The sequence below is a fragment of the Cryobacterium zhongshanensis genome (assembly GCF_022760445.1).
Classification (GTDB): domain Bacteria; phylum Actinomycetota; class Actinomycetes; order Actinomycetales; family Microbacteriaceae; genus Cryobacterium; species Cryobacterium algoricola.
In genome coordinates this window covers 768,041-784,884 of sequence record NZ_JALGAR010000001.1, presented here as the reverse complement: position 1 = coordinate 784,884, position 16,844 = coordinate 768,041, and the positions used below count along the sequence as shown (strand labels likewise).

Below are 16,844 nucleotides of genomic sequence, written 5' to 3'. Positions count from 1 at the left end.
CGTGGACGGCGCAGGCCGCTCGCCGGCGTCGCCGGCATCGCCCGGGTCGCCTCAGCCCTTGCGGTGGGCGCGGTACTCGCTCGGGCTGACCCCGTGCGTGCGATGGAACTGCCGCGAGAAGTAGAGCGCGTCCTGGTATCCGACGGCGTGCGCGATCTGCGCGATGCCGAGCGAACTGGTGTCGAGCAGTTGCCGCGCCCGCGACATCCGCAGTGCGGTGTGGTGGGCGAGCACTCCCCCGCCCGTGGCCGTGCGGAACATCGCGCCCAGGTGCGAAGCGGAGACCCCCACCATTGAGGCCAGTTCCGAGACCTTCACCGCGCTGTCGAGCCGTTCGGACAGGTACGCCATCGCCCGCTGCAGGGGGTCGCCGCGCTCGGGCAGCGCCCGGTCCAGGGCGATCCGGGTGAGCAACTGCCAGGCGATTCCGGATGCCCCGATCATGCGGGCGGGCAACAGGTCGCGTTCCAGGGCGGTGATGATCTCATCGATCAGGGCCACGCAGCGTTCGATGTTGTGCATCGGCAGCACGGGCCGTTCCACGGTCGCTCCCGTGGCTTCGACCAGCTCGGCGGCGTCGGTTCCCCGCAGATGGCACCACCAGATCGTCCAGGGATTCGAGTCCGAGGAGGCATACCGGTGCGGGACCCCGCCGGGAATGAGCACCACCGATCCGCTGCCGACGCCCGTGCGCACGCCGCCGAGTTCCACCCACCCCGACCCCGCTGTGCACGCCAGGAGGATGGTCTCCGGAGATCCGGAGGGCCGGAACCGTTCGTGGTTCCTGGCCTCCGGGAAGAGGCCGGCGTCCGTCACGACGAGCCTCCGGGTGACGGGCCGGGCGAGGATCTCGTCGACGAGCGGGCGCGGGACCACGCACATCCGCTCGTTACGGAAACCCTCGACCAGCTTCATCTGCTCATACTCGCAGATTCCGTCACTCCGTCCATGTGCGCTATCCGGCCTGCGGCGCCCAGGGACCGTACGGGTCTCCCGGTGCCTGGTTCCGGGTCCACCATTTCGCCGTGTAGCGGATGCCGGCACTCGCCACGACATCGCCGGCCACGAAGATCCTGCTCGGCGTCCACACCGCTGTGCCGTTCGACCCGGCCAGCGTCTCCTGCCACGAGCCATTCGGGTCGCCGGGTGTCTGGCCGGTCGTGGACCAGGTCGCCGTCCACAGCGATCCGGCGAACGTCACCCGGTCGCCGCCCCGATACGAAGATTCCGGCTCCCACACCGGGGAGTCCACCGGGGTGAGCGACAGGCCGTCGACGGTCACGCATTGGCCGGCCCCGGCACTGCCGGCCTCGATGCTCACCGTCACCGTTCCCGCCGCGAGCGTGAGGTTCTCGAGCGCGTGCCTCGACCAGCCTCCGGCCGCCGCGCCGAGGTCGAGCACGTAGTCCTCGCCCGCTGCGCCGGCGATCCTGACCCGCGCATGGTCGAGCCCGTCGGTCGTGGTCGAGGAGAGCGCGAACCCGTAGACGCCGGCCGGGACCGTGACCTGTTGCGATACCGAACCGGAGAAGGCACCGGCGCTGCCGAGACGCAGGGCGAAGCGGGTCGCATTGCCGCCCGGAGAGGGGTTGGTCACGAACTGGCTCGTGGCCGATCCCGGATCGACGGTGGTGGTCCACCCGGTCACCTGGGTCACCGCGACGCGATCGGCGGCGAAGTCCGGATTGAGCACGTAGTTGTTGCCGCTGCCGACCGTCCATTCGCCGGTCGTCGCGTTGAGATTCCAGTCGCTCAACGATTCGAAGTTGAGCCCGGCGGGTCCGGCGGAGAGCGGCAGCCACTGGTTGTAGCCGAGACCGTTCCAGGCGAAGTCCGCCCACCGGTCGCCCGCGTAGATGACCGTGTCGCGGGTTGTGCCCGTGACCGTCACGAAGAACCCGGTCTGGGTCACGTGGCTGTAGTCCTTCTCGGTTCCGGGCAGGGTGTATTCGGCCGAGTACGCCCCCTGGATGTCCGCGGACGATGAGGAGATCACGTGCGTCACCGATGAGTTCCAGCCGTGGAGGTCCGAGGTGGCGATGTAGTAGCGGCCGTCGAGTTTGAACATGGCGTTGCCCTCGCGTCCGGCACCGACGTAGCCGACCTGCACTGCGGGCTCCACGCTGAGGGAGTCCGCGTCGGAGATCTTGCTGACGTAGGAGTACTTGCGGCCGTTGCGGCTCGAGAAGACCAGGTAGTCGGTTCCGTCGTCATCGGTGAATACGGTCTGGTCTCCCGTGCCCTGCACCGGCGTGTTCTGAATCTTCGTCTGGAGGTTCGCGTAGTGGAACGGGCCGGTCGGGGTGTCGCTCTCCAGGGAGAGCACGGCGGCATTGGTGTCGCGCACCGGGTCGAATGATGTCTCCATCTGGGTGAGGAGCACATACTTCCCGGTGTTCTCGTTGTAGACCACGCCGAGCCGGCCGAGCCACGACGCGTCGTTCAGGCTTGTCATGCGCGAGAAGTAGTCGGAGGAGACGTCCTTGGACGCCGGGATGGCCAGGGCCGTCTCGGGAGTGGCCACGTTGCCTTCGAAGGTCCAGTTCACGAGGTCCCGGGAGGAGTATGCGGTGATGGCGACGAACTTCACGTCCCTGGCCGTGTTGCCGTAGATCTTGGTCGGGTTAGTGAAGTAGCTTTCCGATCCGGTGTAGCGCACGCCGTACCAGTAGTAGGTGTCACCGAACCGGAAGACGCCGCCGCCTTGCGAGTAGATCGGGTTCCCGGCGGTGTCGTACCAGAACCGGTCGTTGTGGATGGCGTTCAGCCCGCTCTCGGGAGCGACGATCGGAGCAGCGGTGGTGGTGGTGATGGACAGTGTGGCGCCCGGCGCGGAGCCTGGCCGGGCTTCCGCAGCGGGTGACGCGGCCGCCGAGAGAGGCAGCAGGAGGCTCGCTGTGAGAGCGAGGATGGTGGGCCCGACCACTCGGATTATGTTCTTTCGTCGTGCAGATGACACGAATGAATCCCTTTCCCGTGACGACATTGTCCGGCCCCGAAAAGGGGCGCTCTCTCTTTTTAGCGGCCGGCTCACCCGGAGCCCATGGCCGATCAAGCCGTGGATATGGACGATCCGGCCGGGGCGGCCACGGTGTGGAGCGACCACGCGGCCCGCCAGGTCTCCCCCGGTTGCAGGGTCGTGAGGTCGTCGCCGGAGTTCAGCGCGTCGGGTGATGCGGTCATCGGCTCGATCGCGACCGCGCGTGCCGCAGCGCCGGCGCGCGGGAAGTCGTCGGCCGTGTACACCTGCACCCAGCCGAACCGGTCGTCGGTGCGGAGCTCCACCCCAGCCCCGTCCCGGCCGAGCAGCCGATGCCGGAAGCCCCCTCCCGGCGCGGGCGCGAGGTCGCCGTAACAGTGGTTCAGGTCGACCCCGGCGAGCGCGAGGCCGGCCGGGTCCTCCAGAGCGCCCCGCACCGGTCGCCGGCCCACCGGGAGGAACCGGTCGTCCAGGTCGAGCGCGGTGCCGGCGTCGATGTGCAGCACGAGGTCGTCCGCGTCGGCGTCGCCCACGCGCAGATAAGGGTGCGCGCCGAGGGCGAACGGCGCGGGTTCGCTGCCGAGGTTGTCGACGGCGTACTCGGTCCGAAGTCCGTCCGGGAGCAGGGTGTATGTGACCATCAGGCTGAGCGCGAAGGGGAATCCGGGGTCGGGACCCACCTCGATACCGAGCACGACGGTCCCCGGGGCTCGGGAGAGCAGCTCGAATTCCCGGTCGCGCACGAGGCCGTGGTTCGCAGTGGCGCGTTCGGGTTCGGTGATGACGAGCTGCTGCTCGACGCCTGCCCACGACCAGCGGCCGTCACGCACGCGGTTCGGCCACGGGAACAGGGTCGCGCCCGCGACGAAGGGTGCGCCGACGCCGACCCGGGCTGCCTGCCCCGGCCCGTATGACTCGATGAGCGCACGACCGTTCACCTCGAGGCAGCGGAGTCCGGCGCCGACCGGGTCGATCGAGGCCGTGACCCCGTGCGCGTCGAGGGGGATCGCGCCGAGGCGTCTCTCGCCGGGGCTCACAGCGGATGGTGCCAGGTCGTCGTGCGGGTCAGGGTCACCGCGTCGAGGGCATGCAGCGCCCCCGATGTCGAGCGGCGCCGGTCCTCGGCGTCCGCCGGGACCCGCACGGGCGAGTCCCGATGGAGGGGCAGCACCCGGAAGGTGACGCTGGAGCCGGTGGCCCCGCCGATGGTGTCGAGGTCGATCTCCCAGGGAGTGCCGTCCCAGAACCGGTCGGCGACCACGACGTCATCCACCAGGAGCTCTGCGACGTCGCCCGCCCAGTCGATCCGAAGTTCGCGGCGGCATCCGCTGGCCGGTTCGCCGAGGCCGACCAGCCGGTGCACGGAGGCGAAGTCGGCGACGTACTGTCCGCCGGGGGCCGAGGCACGACCGTCGAACGTGCCGTAGCCGGCGAGCGGGGCGCCCGCCGCCCGGAGCGGGACGAGGGTGACCGCCGCCGGGTGGGCCGCACTCCCGTCCGGGGTGAACGTCAGGTCGTGCCAGCCGTCGTTCCACCACTCGGTGACCCGGGGCCGGGCGGATGCGCGCACGACCAGGTCGGCCCCATCCGTCCAAAGCGGGTCGGCACAGAGCACCAGCCGCCGTTGTTCCTCCTCGAGCACCCAGACCCTGGCGGCGTCGAGCCGGCCGATCACGATGATCGTGACCGAGGCGTCGGGTTCCCCGATCGTCAGCCTCCCGCCGGCCTCCCCGTCGACCCGGTACAGCGTGACGCCGTCGTCGTGCTCGGTGCCGATCGCGATCTCCACGTCCCCTCCGGCATCCGCGACGAGGACGAGGGTCTCGGAGTCGAGCATCGTCAGCACAGACCCGGTCGCCCAGTGCAGCCGCGCGCCGCCGATGTCGAGGCCGACGGGCCACCGTGCGATGGTGCCCGGAACGATGTCGAGCGGCTCGGAGCCGAGCTCGACGGTGCCACTGGCGAGTCGCACGGCCAGCCGGACGTTATGGAGCATCGGCAGCGGGATGTGCGGTTGCGCCCAGTTCAGGAACACGAACCCGCTGTCCCCGTCGGCACGGAGCGCCCAGCGGAGAGTCGCGGCATCGTCGACCCCGGTGGGCACGATCTCGGGCAGGCTCGACGGCATCCGGGCCAGCCGGTCGCCGAACGCCGCGATGAACGCGTGCTGCTGACGGAGCAGGGCGTGGCTCGCGGAGAGTTGACCCGCCGCGCCGACGGCGGCGTGGAAGTCGTAGTCGTACACCGGCAGATCGTTGGGGTATCCCGTCGCGTGGGATTCCTGAACCGGCTCGGGGCCCCGGGGGTTGAGGCCGCCCGCGTACATGTAGTAGCCCTGCCAGGCCGACCCGCTGCCGACCTTGGCGTTCGCCACGGCCGCGATCGTCTCGCCCGTCGGCACGATGCGACGATGGTACGTCGTCGCCATTCCGCCGCCGAGCTCGCACGTCGCCGCGGGGAAGGACTCGTCGCGCGGGCGCGCCTGGGCCTCGCCGATCGCGATCCCGCGCACGTCGGCGCCCACCCCGACGTCGTCCCAGTCGTGGGAGAAGAAGAAGTGCTGGCGGAAGGAGTCGTCCCAGCCCGCGTCGGCGTCCACCCAGAACCCGTCGCCGTACCCCGAGTAGAGCGGGAGGACTTCCCCTGGCGGAAGCTCCGCGCCTCCCCACGCGGTCGCGGTGTAGAGCGGGGCGGTGAGGCCGGCCTCCCGGGCCATCGCCTTGAGGGTGCTGAGGTGTCCGGGCTGGCCGTAGAGTTCGTTCTCCAGCTGGATGCCGATCACGGGGCTCGACGGCCCGCACAGGTCGGCGAGTTCGGTGCCGAGGCGCGCGAACCAGGGGCGGATGAGGTCGAGGTAGGCGGGGTCATCCGTGCGGTGCTCGACCGGGGCGGCCTGCACCCAGTCGGGGAAGCCGCCGTTGCGCACCTCGCCGTGCACCCAGGGGCCGATCCGGAGCACGACGGCGAGCCCGAGTTCGCCGCAGAGCCGCACGAACGCGGCCACGTCGAGGTCGCCGTCGAAGTGCGCTTCGCCCTGAACGGGCTCGTGGTGCAGCCAGATCAGGTAGCTCGACACCACCGTGATTCCGCCGGAGCGCATCAGCAGCAAGCGTTCGCGCCAGCTCGCGCGCGGCACTCGGGAGTAGTGGATCTCGCCGGAGACGGGAATCCACGGCACGCCGTCGAGCAGGAGGTGACGTGAGGTCAGGCTGATCCGGTCGTGCGGGTCGACGGTCACGGTCATTCCCGGCCGCGTCTCTGCGCGCTGCCAGCCCTGGTTCACGGCGAGGAGTCTCTGGTCGGGCAGTCTCTGGTCGGTCAGTCTCTGGTCGGTCAGTCTCTGGTCGGGCACGGTCATGCGGTCTTCTCCTCGTCGAGTCGTGCTGCTGCACCGCAGAGCACGCGGCCTCGTTCGGCGGCCTCGAGCAGGGCGGCGGCCGCCTGGCGCCGGCCGATCACGTCGTCGATGGAGAAGAGCAGCATCTGGGGCAGTGAGGTGGCGAAGTAGTCCGGTGCGGATGCCGCGACACCGAGGGCGTCTGCGGTCGCCTCGAGCGCGTCCCAGGTCGTGTCCGCGTCCGCGCGTTCGCCGAGGCGCAGGTGCGCCACGCCGATCCAGTAGTCGTCGAGGCGGGCGGGTCGCGGGGCGACGGCGAGCGGGCCGCCTGCGGTGCGTGCCTGTTCCCAGCGCGCGCGTGCGGTCTGCTCGTCGCCGGCGGCACGGTGGGCGTCGCCGGCGGCGACGAGGCGCTCCGCGAGGGGGCCGGCCGGGTGCCTGCCCTCTCCGAGGTTCCGCGGCGGCTCGATCCCGCCGTCGAGCAGGGCGGCGGCGGCCCGGGGGTCGCTGGTCACGAGGTGCGCTGCCACGGCGATGGTCGCCCGGTCGAATGCGGCGAGCACCTGGCCCTCCCCGCCCTCGAACGGCTGGAATTCGCGCTGGGTGAGCAGAGCATCCGCTTCGGTGGTCCGGCCGGCGTCGAGCAACAGCTCCGCGTACGCCAGGGCCAGGTCGTCGCGGGCGAGGAGGTCGGCGCCGCAGCCCTCGAGCACCGCGAGCCGGTCGAGGCTCGCGATGCCGCGCAGCCGGGCGAGCTGGTCGCGTTCGAAGAGGAGCCGGGGAAGCGGCCCGGCAACGGCCACCGCACGGTCGAGGTGACCGGCGGCCCTGTCGGGATCTCCCCCGGCATTGACGACGGCGATGGCGGTGTTCCGCAGGACCACGGCGTCGTCCGGTCCGGCGGCGACGGCGGATTCGAGCACGTCCCTCGCGTCTGCGCCGAGCCGGGCGCCCATCAGCCAGGAGCCGAGCAGGCCGAGGGCGACGCCGTCCGCACTGCCGGACGACTCGGCCTGCCGGATGGCGTTCCGGAGCACGTCGGCGTCGTCCAGGCCAGCGGGGAAGGCGAGCGATCGGTCCACGGCCCGCGCCCGGTCCCGCTCCACGGCGGCCTCTGCGCTGCGACCGAAGCCCTCCAGCAGCTGGGCGCGGAGGTAGTGGGCCACGGGGGCCGCATTTCCGAAGACGGATGCGCCCTCCTGCGCGGCCCGTGACGCCCAGTGGAGTGCGGCATCCGTCTCGCCGACCCGGGCGAATTCGTAGGCGACCGTCAGGTAGGTGCGGGAGTCGACGACATCGAGGTCGCCGGCGATGGCGTTGAGGAACGGGTCGAGGGGATCGGCGGCGCGCGCGTCCTCGAGGGCCGCAGCCGCGGCATCCGCCCGGCCGAGTCGGCGCAGGGCGAGCACGCGGAGCCCCTGGGCCGTGGTGTTGCGCGGGTCGGTGGCGACGGCGGCGGTCGCGTGCTCGAGGCCGGCCGCGATCTGGCCGTTCCTCAGCAGGGACCGGGCGGCGCCGAGTCCGCCCGCGAGGGCGTATGCGCCGTCCCAGGTGGACTTCACGAAGTCGGCGGCGGCCTCGTCGTACCGCCCGAGGCGTTCGAGGCTGAGGCTGCGCCGGTAGAAGAGTTCTCCGGAGCGCGGATTGAGGTTGCGCCGGGTGATCCGGGCCGCGGCCACGTCGAGGCGGCGGAGGGAGAGCTCGTAGTCGCCGGCGGCGTGGGCGATTTCGGCGAGCGCGATGTTGGCCCGGGAGTCGGCGGGGTCGAGTTCGAGAACCCGCTCGAGGTACGGCGTGGCCGCGTGGGTGGGGTGGCGGTACTGGATGAGGTGTTGGGCGGTCAGCAGCAGTTCGTCGACGGAGTCGAGGTCGCCGGGGGCTGCGGGCGCCGTCGCGAGCCAGGGCTCACCGACGATCGGGGTGTGCCGGCGCCAGGCGACCAATTCGGCGCTGTCGTGCAGCACGCGCACGACGAGTTCGTCGCGGCTGGCGCAGCCGGGAACATCGACGTGCACCTGGATCGGAAGGCCGGGACCGACGGGGGCCGCGTGCTCCAGCAACACGGCGTCGTCGCGTTCCACGCGCACGACCACGGTGAGTTCCCGGGCGCTCGCCACGCCGATGCTCACCCGACCGTCGTCGACGGTCACGCTCAGCGCGGCGGTGCGACTGGCCTGGTCGGCCGCACCGATGTCCTGGATCGGATACCAGAACTGGGAGAACTCGCGGGTCTCCCCCGGTGCGAGGTAGCTGAAGTCGGGTTGGTTGTCGGTGAAGACCCCGGCCATGAGCTCGACGTACGGCCCGTCGGCGTCGGTCAGCTGGCGGTCCCAGGCGCGGCCGATGGAGCCGTCTCCCCAGGTCCACTGCTTCTTGCCTGGCGCGATGTCGTGTTCCGCCCAGTGCACGAAGCCGGCCCCGGCGCGGTGGTCGTAGCCGCCGAAGAACTCGTCGGCGGTGTCGGTGACCATGTAGGAGGTCGGAACGGGGATGTTGGAGTACAGGTCGATCCGGTCGGCATCCGTGCGCTCCTCGGCCAGGGCCGGGTAGTCGACTCCGTAATACGGGCGGTCGGCGCGCGGGAAGCCGGTGATGGCACGGCGGGCGTGGTCGGCGACGTAGCGCACGTCGCTCGGGAAGAAGGACTGGTAGTCCGCGTGCACGGCGGCCGCGACGTTGGCCCACCAGAGGAAGGTCTGCTGCTCGTCGGTGCGGTTGAACAGGCGTGCCGTGACCTCGACACTGGACTCGCTCGGGCGAAGCCGCACCCCGTGGGTGCCGCGCATCCGCTGCAGTGGGTCGAGGTCGCTGTGCCAGACCGTCACCGAACCATCGCCGGAACGCTCGATCGACGTCTCCACCGGCAGGTAGGTGCCCGGGCGGTGGTGCTGGGGCCAGTTGAATTCGACGCCGCCCGAGACCCAGGGGCCGCCGAGACCGACGAGGGCGGGTTTGATCACGTTGTTGCGGTAGAAGAAGTCGTAGTCGCGGGTCTTGTCGTAGCCGATGTGGATGCGTCCGCCGAGTTCCGGAAGCAGCATCAGGCGCACCCAGCGGTTCTCGAGGTGGATGGCGTGCCAGGCCTTCACGACGGGCCGGCTCTCGATCCGGTCGACGAACGGCAGCGGGTACACCTTGCCGTCGGAGCCCTGGTAGACCCGGTGGTCGAAGAACATCGGGAACAGGTCGGGTGCTCCGGGCTCATAGGTGAGGATGTCGACGTCTTCCGCCCAGCAGGCCACGCCCCCGGCGTCGAGGATGGCTTGCTGGTCGGCGGGCGGCTTCGGCAGGTCGATGTGCGAATGAAGGGAGTTCATGGAGGTGAGCCTCGAGAGTGTTGAGTATGACGTGGAAGTATCGGCCGCTCGCGAGCGGCCCGGAGGGGGCGAGAGGCTACTTCACGCTGCCCGCGGAGAGCCCGGCCCGCCAGAAGCGTTGCAGGCTGAGGAAGGCGATCACGAGCGGGATGACCGAGAGCAGTGAACCGGTGATCACCACGTTGTAGTTCGCCTCGCGGGTCTGGGTGTACCAGTTGAAGATGCCGAGGGTGACCGGGTACAGCGATTGGTCGCTCAGCATGATCAGCGGCAGGAAGAAGTTGTTCCAGATGGACACGAAGCTGAACAGGAACACGGTGACGAAGGCCGGCGACATCAGCCGCAGGGCGACGCTGAAGAAGATCCTGATCTCGGAGGCACCGTCGAGCCTGGCGGCTTCCAGCAGTTCGTCCGGCATGCTCGCGGCCGCGTAGATGCGGCCGAGGTAGACCGCGAAGGGGTTGACGATCGCGGGGATGAGCACCGCCCACACCGTGTTCACGAGGCCGATGCGGGAGAACATCAGGTAGAGCGGAACGGTCAGCAGTGCACTCGGGATGAGCAGGCCGCCGAGGATGGCGCCGAAGATGACCCCGCGTCCGCGGAAGTTGTACTTCGCGAGGGCGTAGCCGCAGGCGACACCGAGGAAGGTGGCGAGGAGTCCGCCGATTCCGGCATAGAGGACCGAGTTGAGCAGCCACCGGCCGAAGAGCCCGTCCTGCTTGGTGAAGACATCCACGATGTTGTCGAAGAGGCTGAAGCCGGAGAACCCGAAGCCGTTGGAGCTGAACAGGGCGGTGTTGCTTTTCGTCGCGGAGACGATGAGCCACCACACCGGGATCAGGAAGTAGACGGCGGCCAGGGTGAGCACGCCCATGGTGACCATAGCGGTCGACCGGCTGACCCGCAATTCGGCGGAGCCGTTCTGGAAGCGTTCGGTTTTCTGGGGTCTGGTGCGTGTGGGAGTCACTCTGGGTTCCTCATTGCGATGCGGTAGTAGATGATCGAGATCACACCGGCGACGACGGCGAGCAGCACCGAGACGGCGGCCGCGAAGCCGAAGTCGTTCTTGATGAATGCGGCGCCCATGGCGAGCATGGTGGGCACGTAGGAGCTGTCGACCGAGTTGGCGATCACGTGCAGCACCTGCGGTTCGTTGAACAGCTGGATGGTGCCGATGATCGAGTTGATCCCGGTGAGCACGAGTGCCGGGCGCACCTGGGGAACCTTGATCGAGAGCGCGATGCGCCATTCGGAGGCGCCGTCGAGGCGGGCGGCCTCGAACTGGTCCCGTGGGATGGCCTGCAGCGCCGACAGCATGATCAGCATGTTGTAGCCCATGAACACCCAGGTGGTGATGTTCGCCATCGACCAGAGCACGATCTCCGGAGACAGGAAGTCGAGCGGCACGCCGACCGAATTACCGAAGGCGACGAACGGGCTCAGCGAAGGCGAATACAGGTACGCCCACAGCACGGCCGCGATCACGCCGGGCACCGCATACGGCAGGAAGAACAGCACCCGGTAGACGCTGACCCAGCGGGCCGCCGCAGAGTCCAGGAGCAGCGCGAGCACGAGCGCCCCGATCAGCATGATCGGAACCTGGCCGGCGCCGAACAGCAGGATCCTCCCGAGGGCCGTCCAGAACTCGGAGCTCGAGAGGGCCTTCGCGTAGTTGTCGACTCCCACGAAGGTGGTGACCGGTGCGCCGAAGCCGAGTCCGCTGGACCGGACGGAGAACAGGCTCTGCCCGATCGAGTAGAGAATCGGCGCGACGTAGACGAAGAGGAAGAGGGCGCCGAACGGCACGATGAAGATGACGATGGCGCTCACGAACTGGTTCGGGCGCCGCCGCCGCAGGGCGGGCACGGAGTCCGTGCCAGCCCTGCGGGTGGTGAGCGTTTCAGTGGACATGGGTCAGTGGGAGGCGGCTGCCTGGATCCCGCGCCCCTTCATGTCGCTCAGGGTGGATGTCTGCAGCGAGGTCATCAGGGCCGGCAGGGTGGTTCCCTTGGTCGCGACCTTGGCCAGGCCATCCGTCAGTGTGGTGTCGGTCGAGGAGTAGGTCGGGCCCCAGGCCCAGCCGACGTTCACGTTGTTCGCCGACTCGCGGAAGATGTCGTTCAGGTTCTGGCCGCCGAAGAAGCTGTCCTTCTGGTTCACGACCGCGTAGTCGAGCGCCTTGGTGGCCGCCGGGTAGAGCCCGCCGCCATCCGCTGCGGACAGGATGTTCAGGCTGTCCTCGGAGGAGTTCAGCCAGGTGGCGAAGGCGACAGCCTGCTCGGGGTACTTGCAGCCCTTGAGCACGGCGACCGCGGAGCCGCCGGAGTTGGCGGAGGCGGTCGATCCCTTGACGGTGGGCATCGGGGCGAGCGCCCACTTGCCGGCGGTGTCGCCCACGTTGGCTTCGATCAGGGCGGTGTTCCAGGCCCCGCCCATCATGGTCAGGTACTTGCCGCTGGCCAGCTCGCTGTAGAACCCGGGATCCCAGCGCTTGGTGGTCGCGATGGCGCCGGAGTCGAGCAGGTCCTGCCAGTAGGTGGCCGACTCGGCGCTCGCGCTGTCGTCGATTCCGACCTTCCAGCTGTCGCCGTCGATGGCGAACCAGGAGGAGTCACGCTGCCAGGCGTACGCGGCGACGGTGCTCGAGTCATCAGTGGCGAGGTAGCCGAGCGACACGGACGGGTCGGCTGCGTGCACGGTCTTCGCGGCCGTCGCGAACTCGTCCCAGGTCTTCGGCACGGTGATGCCGAACTTCTCGAACAGGTCGGTGCGGTAGTACATCGCCATGGGGCCGGTGTCCTGCGGGATCGCGTAGGTCTGGCCACCGGGGCTCACCTGCGACCAGGTCCAGTCGAGGAAGGTGTCCTTGACGTCGCCGGTGTACTGGGTGACGTCCATGAGCATGCCGTCGGCGACGAAGCTCGGCACCTGGTCTAGGGTCAGCTGGGCGAGGCAGCCCGCGTTCCCCGCCTGCACGGACGAGCGGATCTTCGGGTAGGCATCCTGGCCGTTCGAGACGGGCGAATACTTGACCTGGGTCTCGGGGTGCGCCTTGTTCCAGATGTCCACGGCCTTGTCGGCCTTCGGCACCCAGCCCATGTAGTCGATCGTGACCGGCCCGGCACTGGCCGTGGTGCCCGCGGCACCGCATCCCGTGAGAAGGGCCAGTACTGCGCTGACGGTCAATGCGCCAGCCAGAGCCTGTGATTTCTTCACTCTCGTGTTCCTTACGTCGTTGTAGTGGTTACGTCCTAGCTCCGTAAGGTTAAGCGTCACCTATCGACGGTGCCCATAGCAAAAGCGCTCGCGCATATGGACATTTCCACGAAGGCCAGCGGACAGGGTGGATGACTCACCTGCGACCTCGATGCACGCGGTGACCCGCCACAGTGCCACACTTCGTGCGCAGTTCGGCAGAGGTCGTCTCCCCCAATGGACAGAACGACGTCCAGGTGTCAGCGCCGGTTTCGGCAGGCCGCGCCCCTGTCACCCCGCGCCCGCGCCGGTTTCCGCACGCCGCGCCCGCCGTTTCGGGCGCGGCTTGCCGAACCGTGCGCGGGCGCGAGCGGATGCCCGCCGACAGCCGTCAGAACACGTGCGGCGAGAAGCGGTCAGAAAGTCAGAACACGACGCCCTAGTCGGCGTCGTCCAGGCGGAACCCCACCTTGAGCGTCACCTGGAAGTGATCGATCGCGCCGTCCACGACGTGCCCGCGGGTGCCCACCACCTCGAACCAGTCGACGTTGCGCAGCGTCTTGGTCGCACGCTCCAGACCGTTGCGGATGGCCGCATCCGTGCCGTCCGGTGACGTTCCGACAATCTCGGTGACGCGGTAGGTGTGGTTCGTCATGGCGTGATCCCTCCGGCTCGGGCGTGTTCCCCGCCCGCAGCGCCGTCGCCCCGGGTGCTCCGACCCTAGCTCGCAAGGCACGAGTGTTCAACGGCGGATGTCGGACTCCGAATGGTCGGTCGAGCGCGGCACGGTCTTGAGGAAGCTCAGAACGGCGGCCGAGGTAATGTCCGGCTGCTGAGCCTGGGGGTAGTGGCCGGCGTCGGCGACCATCACGACCGAGCCGTGGAGGGCATCCGCTACGAAACGCGCCTCGGCGGCCGGGTCCTTGAAGTCGGGATCCTTGTCGCCCATGATGACGAGCGTCGGGGCGGTCACCGCGCCGAGCTTCGCCTCGGCGGGGTCGTGGTTGGTCTGCTGCGTGGTCAGCGAGAAGGCCTTGCCGTACGCCGGGCGCTTCAGGTTGGCGATGACCGCCGTGCGGTACTCCGCAAAATCGTCGGGCTTGCGGCCGGCGTAGAGGGTGGGCATGTAGCTCTTCCACATCGGCGCGATCCAGAGCGGGGCCATCATCGCGCGGAACAGCCCGCGGGTGAACGCGTTCGCCGGCGGGTTCCGCACGAACGGTCCGACCAGAACCAGGCCGTCGACCTGCTCGGGATGCTCGGCGGCGACGATCACGGCGGCCCCGGCGGCGAGGGAGTTGCCGACGATCACCGCCGGCCGGCCGAGCTGGGCGATCAGGGCCTGGATGTCGCCCGCGGTCTCGACGTCGCCGTAGGCGGAGAAGGACGTGTCACTGTCGCCGTGCCCGCGGAGGTCGGTGGTGGCCACCGAGTATCCGGCGGCGACAAGCGCCGAGGTCAGGAAGCGGTAGGAGGACCGCAGCTCGCCCATGCCGGGCACGAGCACGAGAAGCGGTCCGGCGCCCTGGAGGTCATAGGCGATGCGCCCCTCGGGGCGGGCGAGGTACTGAGTCGACGAGGCAGAAGCTGCAGTGGAGGAGGTCATGCAGCTACTATGCATGCCCTTTTGGCTAGTGTCAATAGCCAAATGCGAAAAATGGATACCGCAAGCGGGATTCTCGCGCCGCGTCGCCTCCGAGCCGGGTTGGCTATTGACACTAGCCAGAAAGCGGGTCATCCTTAGCCCCATGGAAACAGCATCCGCTTTCGTTCGCAGACGCCTCAGCACCAGGGCCGGAGCACGGACCCGTGCCTAGGGTCGGGCTCACCCGCGACCGCGTGGCGGAAGAGGCGGCCGTGATGGCCGATGAAGTCGGCCTCAACTCGCTCACCCTAGCTGCGCTGGCCACCCGTCTCGGCGTTCGGCAGCCGTCCCTCTACAAGCACATCGATTCGATGGCCGGCCTCCACCGCGACATCGCCGTGCACGCGAAACGCGACATGGGCGAAGTGCTCGCGCGGGCTTCCGTCGGGCGCTCCGGCCCCGACGCGATTTCCGCGATGTCCCGCGCGTACCGGCAGTGGGCGCTGCAGCACCCCGCGCGGTACGAGGCTTCCAACCGGATGCCCGCCCCTGGCGACCTCGAAGACGAAGCCGTGTCGCTCGCGGTCGTCGATCTGATCAGCGACGTGCTCACCGCGTACCGCCTCGAGGGCGACGACGCGATCGACGCCATCCGCGCCTTCCGCTCCACCCTGCACGGGTTCATCTCGTTCGAAACCGCCGGATCCTTCGCCCTGAGCGCGGACATCAACCGGAGCTTCGAACGCCTGATCCACGGCTTCATCGTCGCCCTCACCCAGTGGACCGACACCACCACCCCCGCCACCACGCCGCCCGGTCGATAGACCCCCGGCGCCTACCCCCTGGTTGCGAGCCCTGGCTTCTGACCCGATGCCGTCACCGCGCTCGACTCAGCGGGTATAACTGATTATACTTTTGGCATGAAAACGGCGATTTCAATTCCGAAGGATGACTTCGAACGCTTCGAGCGCATAGCGGCCCGGCACGGCATGAACCGGTCCGAGTTCTATCGCCTCGCTGGCCGTCGCCTCGCAGATGAGTTGGAAGGGGAAACAGAGCTGACGGCCCTGGCCAACTCGGTCATCGCCCGGGTCGGACAGCCCTCCGCGGAGAGCCCTTTCCTTCAGGAGTCGGAACGCACCGTGCGTGAAGGCACCGACTGGTGATCTCCCACGGCGATGTCGTCTGGGTCGATTTCGAGTCACCACGCGGTTCTGAGCAGGCGAAGCGCCGTCTGGCCGTCGTCATGCAGGAGCACTGGCTTCTCGCCTCGGAGATCGCGACAGTGCTTGTCGTTCCTCTGACCTCGAACACGGCGCTCGAGGCATTTCCCGGAAACGTGCTCGTGCCGGTGGATGCGTCTGGGCTCGGGCAGGACTCCGTGGCGGTGGTATCGCAGGTGGGCCCGGTGAGCCGCGAGTTCATCGAGCCCTTCCCCGTCGGGCATGTCCCGAGCTACGTCCTCTCCAAGATCGCCGACGGCCTTCGCCTTGTCCTGGGCATCTGAGTTCACCGACCGGCCGCACGCGTGAACTACATCGGCGTCGACCTGGCCTGGGGCGAAGGCACGGCGGCCAAACGCGCCAACGAAACCGGCCTGGCCCTGATCGACGCGTCCGGAACCGTGCTCGACGCCGGCTGGGCGCGCGGCATCGACGCCGTCGCCGCGTGGGTCATCACGCGCTCGGCCCCCGGCGACGTGATCGCGATCGACGCGCCCCTCGTCGTGGCGAATGCCACCGGCATCCGTGAATGCGAACGCGAGGTCGCCCAGCGCTACAGCCAGTGGCAGGTCTACGCCAACCCCTCCAACCTCGGCCTCCCGTGGCTCGGCGGCGTCACCCTCCGCACGCGCCTCGAGCAGGCCGGATTCCGCTACACCGACGGCAGCGGGCCGGTCCTCCCCGACGAAGTGCAGTTCTTCGAGTGCTACCCGTACGCGACCCTGGTCGGCGCGCCCGAGCTCGGCTACGACGTGGAGCGCCCGCGCTACAAACGCTTCAACCCGGCGCTGCCGTCCCCCGCGGCCCGGCGCGATTTCCGCGCCGCCGAATGCGACGACCTCCTCCAACGGATGCTGCGCCTCACCGACATCCACCCAGCTCTCGACCTCCGCTCGCACCCGATCACCGCGGCGCTCCTCGAGGAACCGTCTCCCCTGAACGACGCCGCATACAAGCACCGCGAGGACCTCCTCGACGCCACCCTCTGCGCGTGGACCGCCGCCCTCTGGGCCCAGTTCGGCACAGAACGATGCCAGGTCCTCGGCGCAACAGACTCACCGGATGCCGACGGGCGCGTCCCGGTCATCATCGCGCCCGCTCGCCCCGAGCAACGCCCCGGCGGGCGGGTGGCCCGGCCCAGGCGCTCGAGAGCCGGCGCCGATATGGACTAGCGACCCCAGCAGATGCCGCCCGCACTGCCCGG

At 69.2% G+C, this 16,844-nt stretch carries 14 protein-coding genes; 4 read left to right on the top strand and 10 right to left on the bottom strand.

All coding sequences use genetic code 11. The features are described 5' to 3' along the window. Nucleotides 1-51: 51 nt before the first annotated feature. The 10 genes from MQH31_RS03670 to MQH31_RS03625 all read right to left on the bottom strand — a co-directional run bounded on the left by MQH31_RS03670 (nucleotide 52) and on the right by MQH31_RS03625 (nucleotide 14,438). Entirely contained in the window at nucleotides 52-915 is an 864-nt protein-coding gene (locus MQH31_RS03670; protein WP_134535716.1) for an AraC family transcriptional regulator, read from the bottom strand. Nucleotides 916-955: 40 nt separating this feature from the next. Then, nucleotides 956-2,926, bottom strand: coding sequence for a family 43 glycosylhydrolase (locus tag MQH31_RS03665; RefSeq protein WP_243010950.1), 1,971 nt, complete (start codon nucleotides 2,924-2,926; stop codon nucleotides 956-958). Between the two features lie 125 nt (nucleotides 2,927-3,051). After that, nucleotides 3,052-4,017, bottom strand: a complete 966-nt coding sequence (locus tag MQH31_RS03660; RefSeq protein ID WP_243010949.1) for an aldose 1-epimerase family protein — start codon at nucleotides 4,015-4,017, stop codon at nucleotides 3,052-3,054. Further along, nucleotides 4,014-6,338, bottom strand: a complete 2,325-nt coding sequence (locus tag MQH31_RS03655) for a beta-galactosidase (RefSeq protein ID WP_243010948.1) — start codon at nucleotides 6,336-6,338, stop codon at nucleotides 4,014-4,016. Before MQH31_RS03655 ends, MQH31_RS03660 begins: the two co-directional genes overlap by 4 nt. Then, the gene (locus tag MQH31_RS03650) at nucleotides 6,335-9,634 is read right to left on the bottom strand and encodes a DUF5107 domain-containing protein (RefSeq protein ID WP_243010947.1); all 3,300 of its coding nucleotides are present in this window, start codon (nucleotides 9,632-9,634) and stop codon (nucleotides 6,335-6,337) included. Before MQH31_RS03650 ends, MQH31_RS03655 begins: the two co-directional genes overlap by 4 nt. Nucleotides 9,635-9,710: 76 nt before the next feature. Further along, nucleotides 9,711-10,604 carry a carbohydrate ABC transporter permease gene (locus MQH31_RS03645; protein ID WP_243010946.1) on the bottom strand — a complete coding sequence of 298 codons (894 nt, stop codon included), beginning with the start codon at nucleotides 10,602-10,604 and terminating at the stop codon, nucleotides 9,711-9,713. Next, nucleotides 10,601-11,548, bottom strand: coding sequence for a carbohydrate ABC transporter permease (locus MQH31_RS03640; RefSeq protein WP_243010945.1), 948 nt, complete (start codon nucleotides 11,546-11,548; stop codon nucleotides 10,601-10,603). Before MQH31_RS03640 ends, MQH31_RS03645 begins: the two co-directional genes overlap by 4 nt. Nucleotides 11,549-11,551: 3 nt before the next feature. Continuing rightward, a complete protein-coding gene (locus MQH31_RS03635) occupies nucleotides 11,552-12,853 on the bottom strand; it encodes an ABC transporter substrate-binding protein (protein WP_243010944.1) in 1,302 nt (433 codons plus the stop codon). A gap of 418 nt (nucleotides 12,854-13,271) precedes the next feature. Next, nucleotides 13,272-13,487, bottom strand: a complete 216-nt coding sequence (locus tag MQH31_RS03630) for a dodecin (protein WP_134535722.1) — start codon at nucleotides 13,485-13,487, stop codon at nucleotides 13,272-13,274. An 87-nt stretch (nucleotides 13,488-13,574) separates the two neighbouring features. Continuing rightward, entirely contained in the window at nucleotides 13,575-14,438 is an 864-nt protein-coding gene (locus tag MQH31_RS03625) for an alpha/beta fold hydrolase (protein WP_243010943.1), read from the bottom strand. Between the two features lie 203 nt (nucleotides 14,439-14,641). On the opposite strand from MQH31_RS03625, the gene MQH31_RS03620 reads away from it, so the two are divergent. The 4 genes from MQH31_RS03620 (at nucleotide 14,642) to MQH31_RS03605 (ending at nucleotide 16,812) form a co-directional block, all read left to right on the top strand. Next, nucleotides 14,642-15,241 carry a TetR/AcrR family transcriptional regulator gene (locus MQH31_RS03620; protein ID WP_243010942.1) on the top strand — a complete coding sequence of 200 codons (600 nt, stop codon included), beginning with the start codon at nucleotides 14,642-14,644 and terminating at the stop codon, nucleotides 15,239-15,241. Nucleotides 15,242-15,337: 96 nt separating this feature from the next. Then, on the top strand, nucleotides 15,338-15,583 hold the full coding sequence (locus tag MQH31_RS03615) for a CopG family transcriptional regulator (RefSeq protein ID WP_243010941.1): 246 nt from the start codon (nucleotides 15,338-15,340) through the stop codon (nucleotides 15,581-15,583). Continuing rightward, nucleotides 15,580-15,924, top strand: a complete 345-nt coding sequence (locus MQH31_RS03610; protein ID WP_243010940.1) for a type II toxin-antitoxin system PemK/MazF family toxin — start codon at nucleotides 15,580-15,582, stop codon at nucleotides 15,922-15,924. The genes MQH31_RS03615 and MQH31_RS03610 overlap by 4 nt, the downstream gene beginning before the upstream one ends. A gap of 21 nt (nucleotides 15,925-15,945) precedes the next feature. Continuing rightward, the gene (locus MQH31_RS03605) at nucleotides 15,946-16,812 is read left to right on the top strand and encodes a DUF429 domain-containing protein (protein ID WP_243010939.1); all 867 of its coding nucleotides are present in this window, start codon (nucleotides 15,946-15,948) and stop codon (nucleotides 16,810-16,812) included. The last annotated feature ends 32 nt before the right edge of the window (nucleotides 16,813-16,844 follow it).

Coding starts and splice junctions, on each gene's coding strand:
- MQH31_RS03615 (WP_243010941.1), top strand. CDS start 15,338: ATGAAAACGGCGATTTCAATTCCGAAGGATGACTTCGAACGCTTCGAG.
- MQH31_RS03655 (WP_243010948.1), bottom strand. CDS start 6,338: ATGACCGTGCCCGACCAGAGACTGACCGACCAGAGACTGACCGACCAG.
- MQH31_RS03670 (WP_134535716.1), bottom strand. CDS start 915: ATGAAGCTGGTCGAGGGTTTCCGTAACGAGCGGATGTGCGTGGTCCCG.
- MQH31_RS03630 (WP_134535722.1), bottom strand. CDS start 13,487: ATGACGAACCACACCTACCGCGTCACCGAGATTGTCGGAACGTCACCG.
- MQH31_RS03625 (WP_243010943.1), bottom strand. CDS start 14,438: ATGACCTCCTCCACTGCAGCTTCTGCCTCGTCGACTCAGTACCTCGCC.
- MQH31_RS03650 (WP_243010947.1), bottom strand. CDS start 9,634: ATGAACTCCCTTCATTCGCACATCGACCTGCCGAAGCCGCCCGCCGAC.
- MQH31_RS03640 (WP_243010945.1), bottom strand. CDS start 11,548: ATGTCCACTGAAACGCTCACCACCCGCAGGGCTGGCACGGACTCCGTG.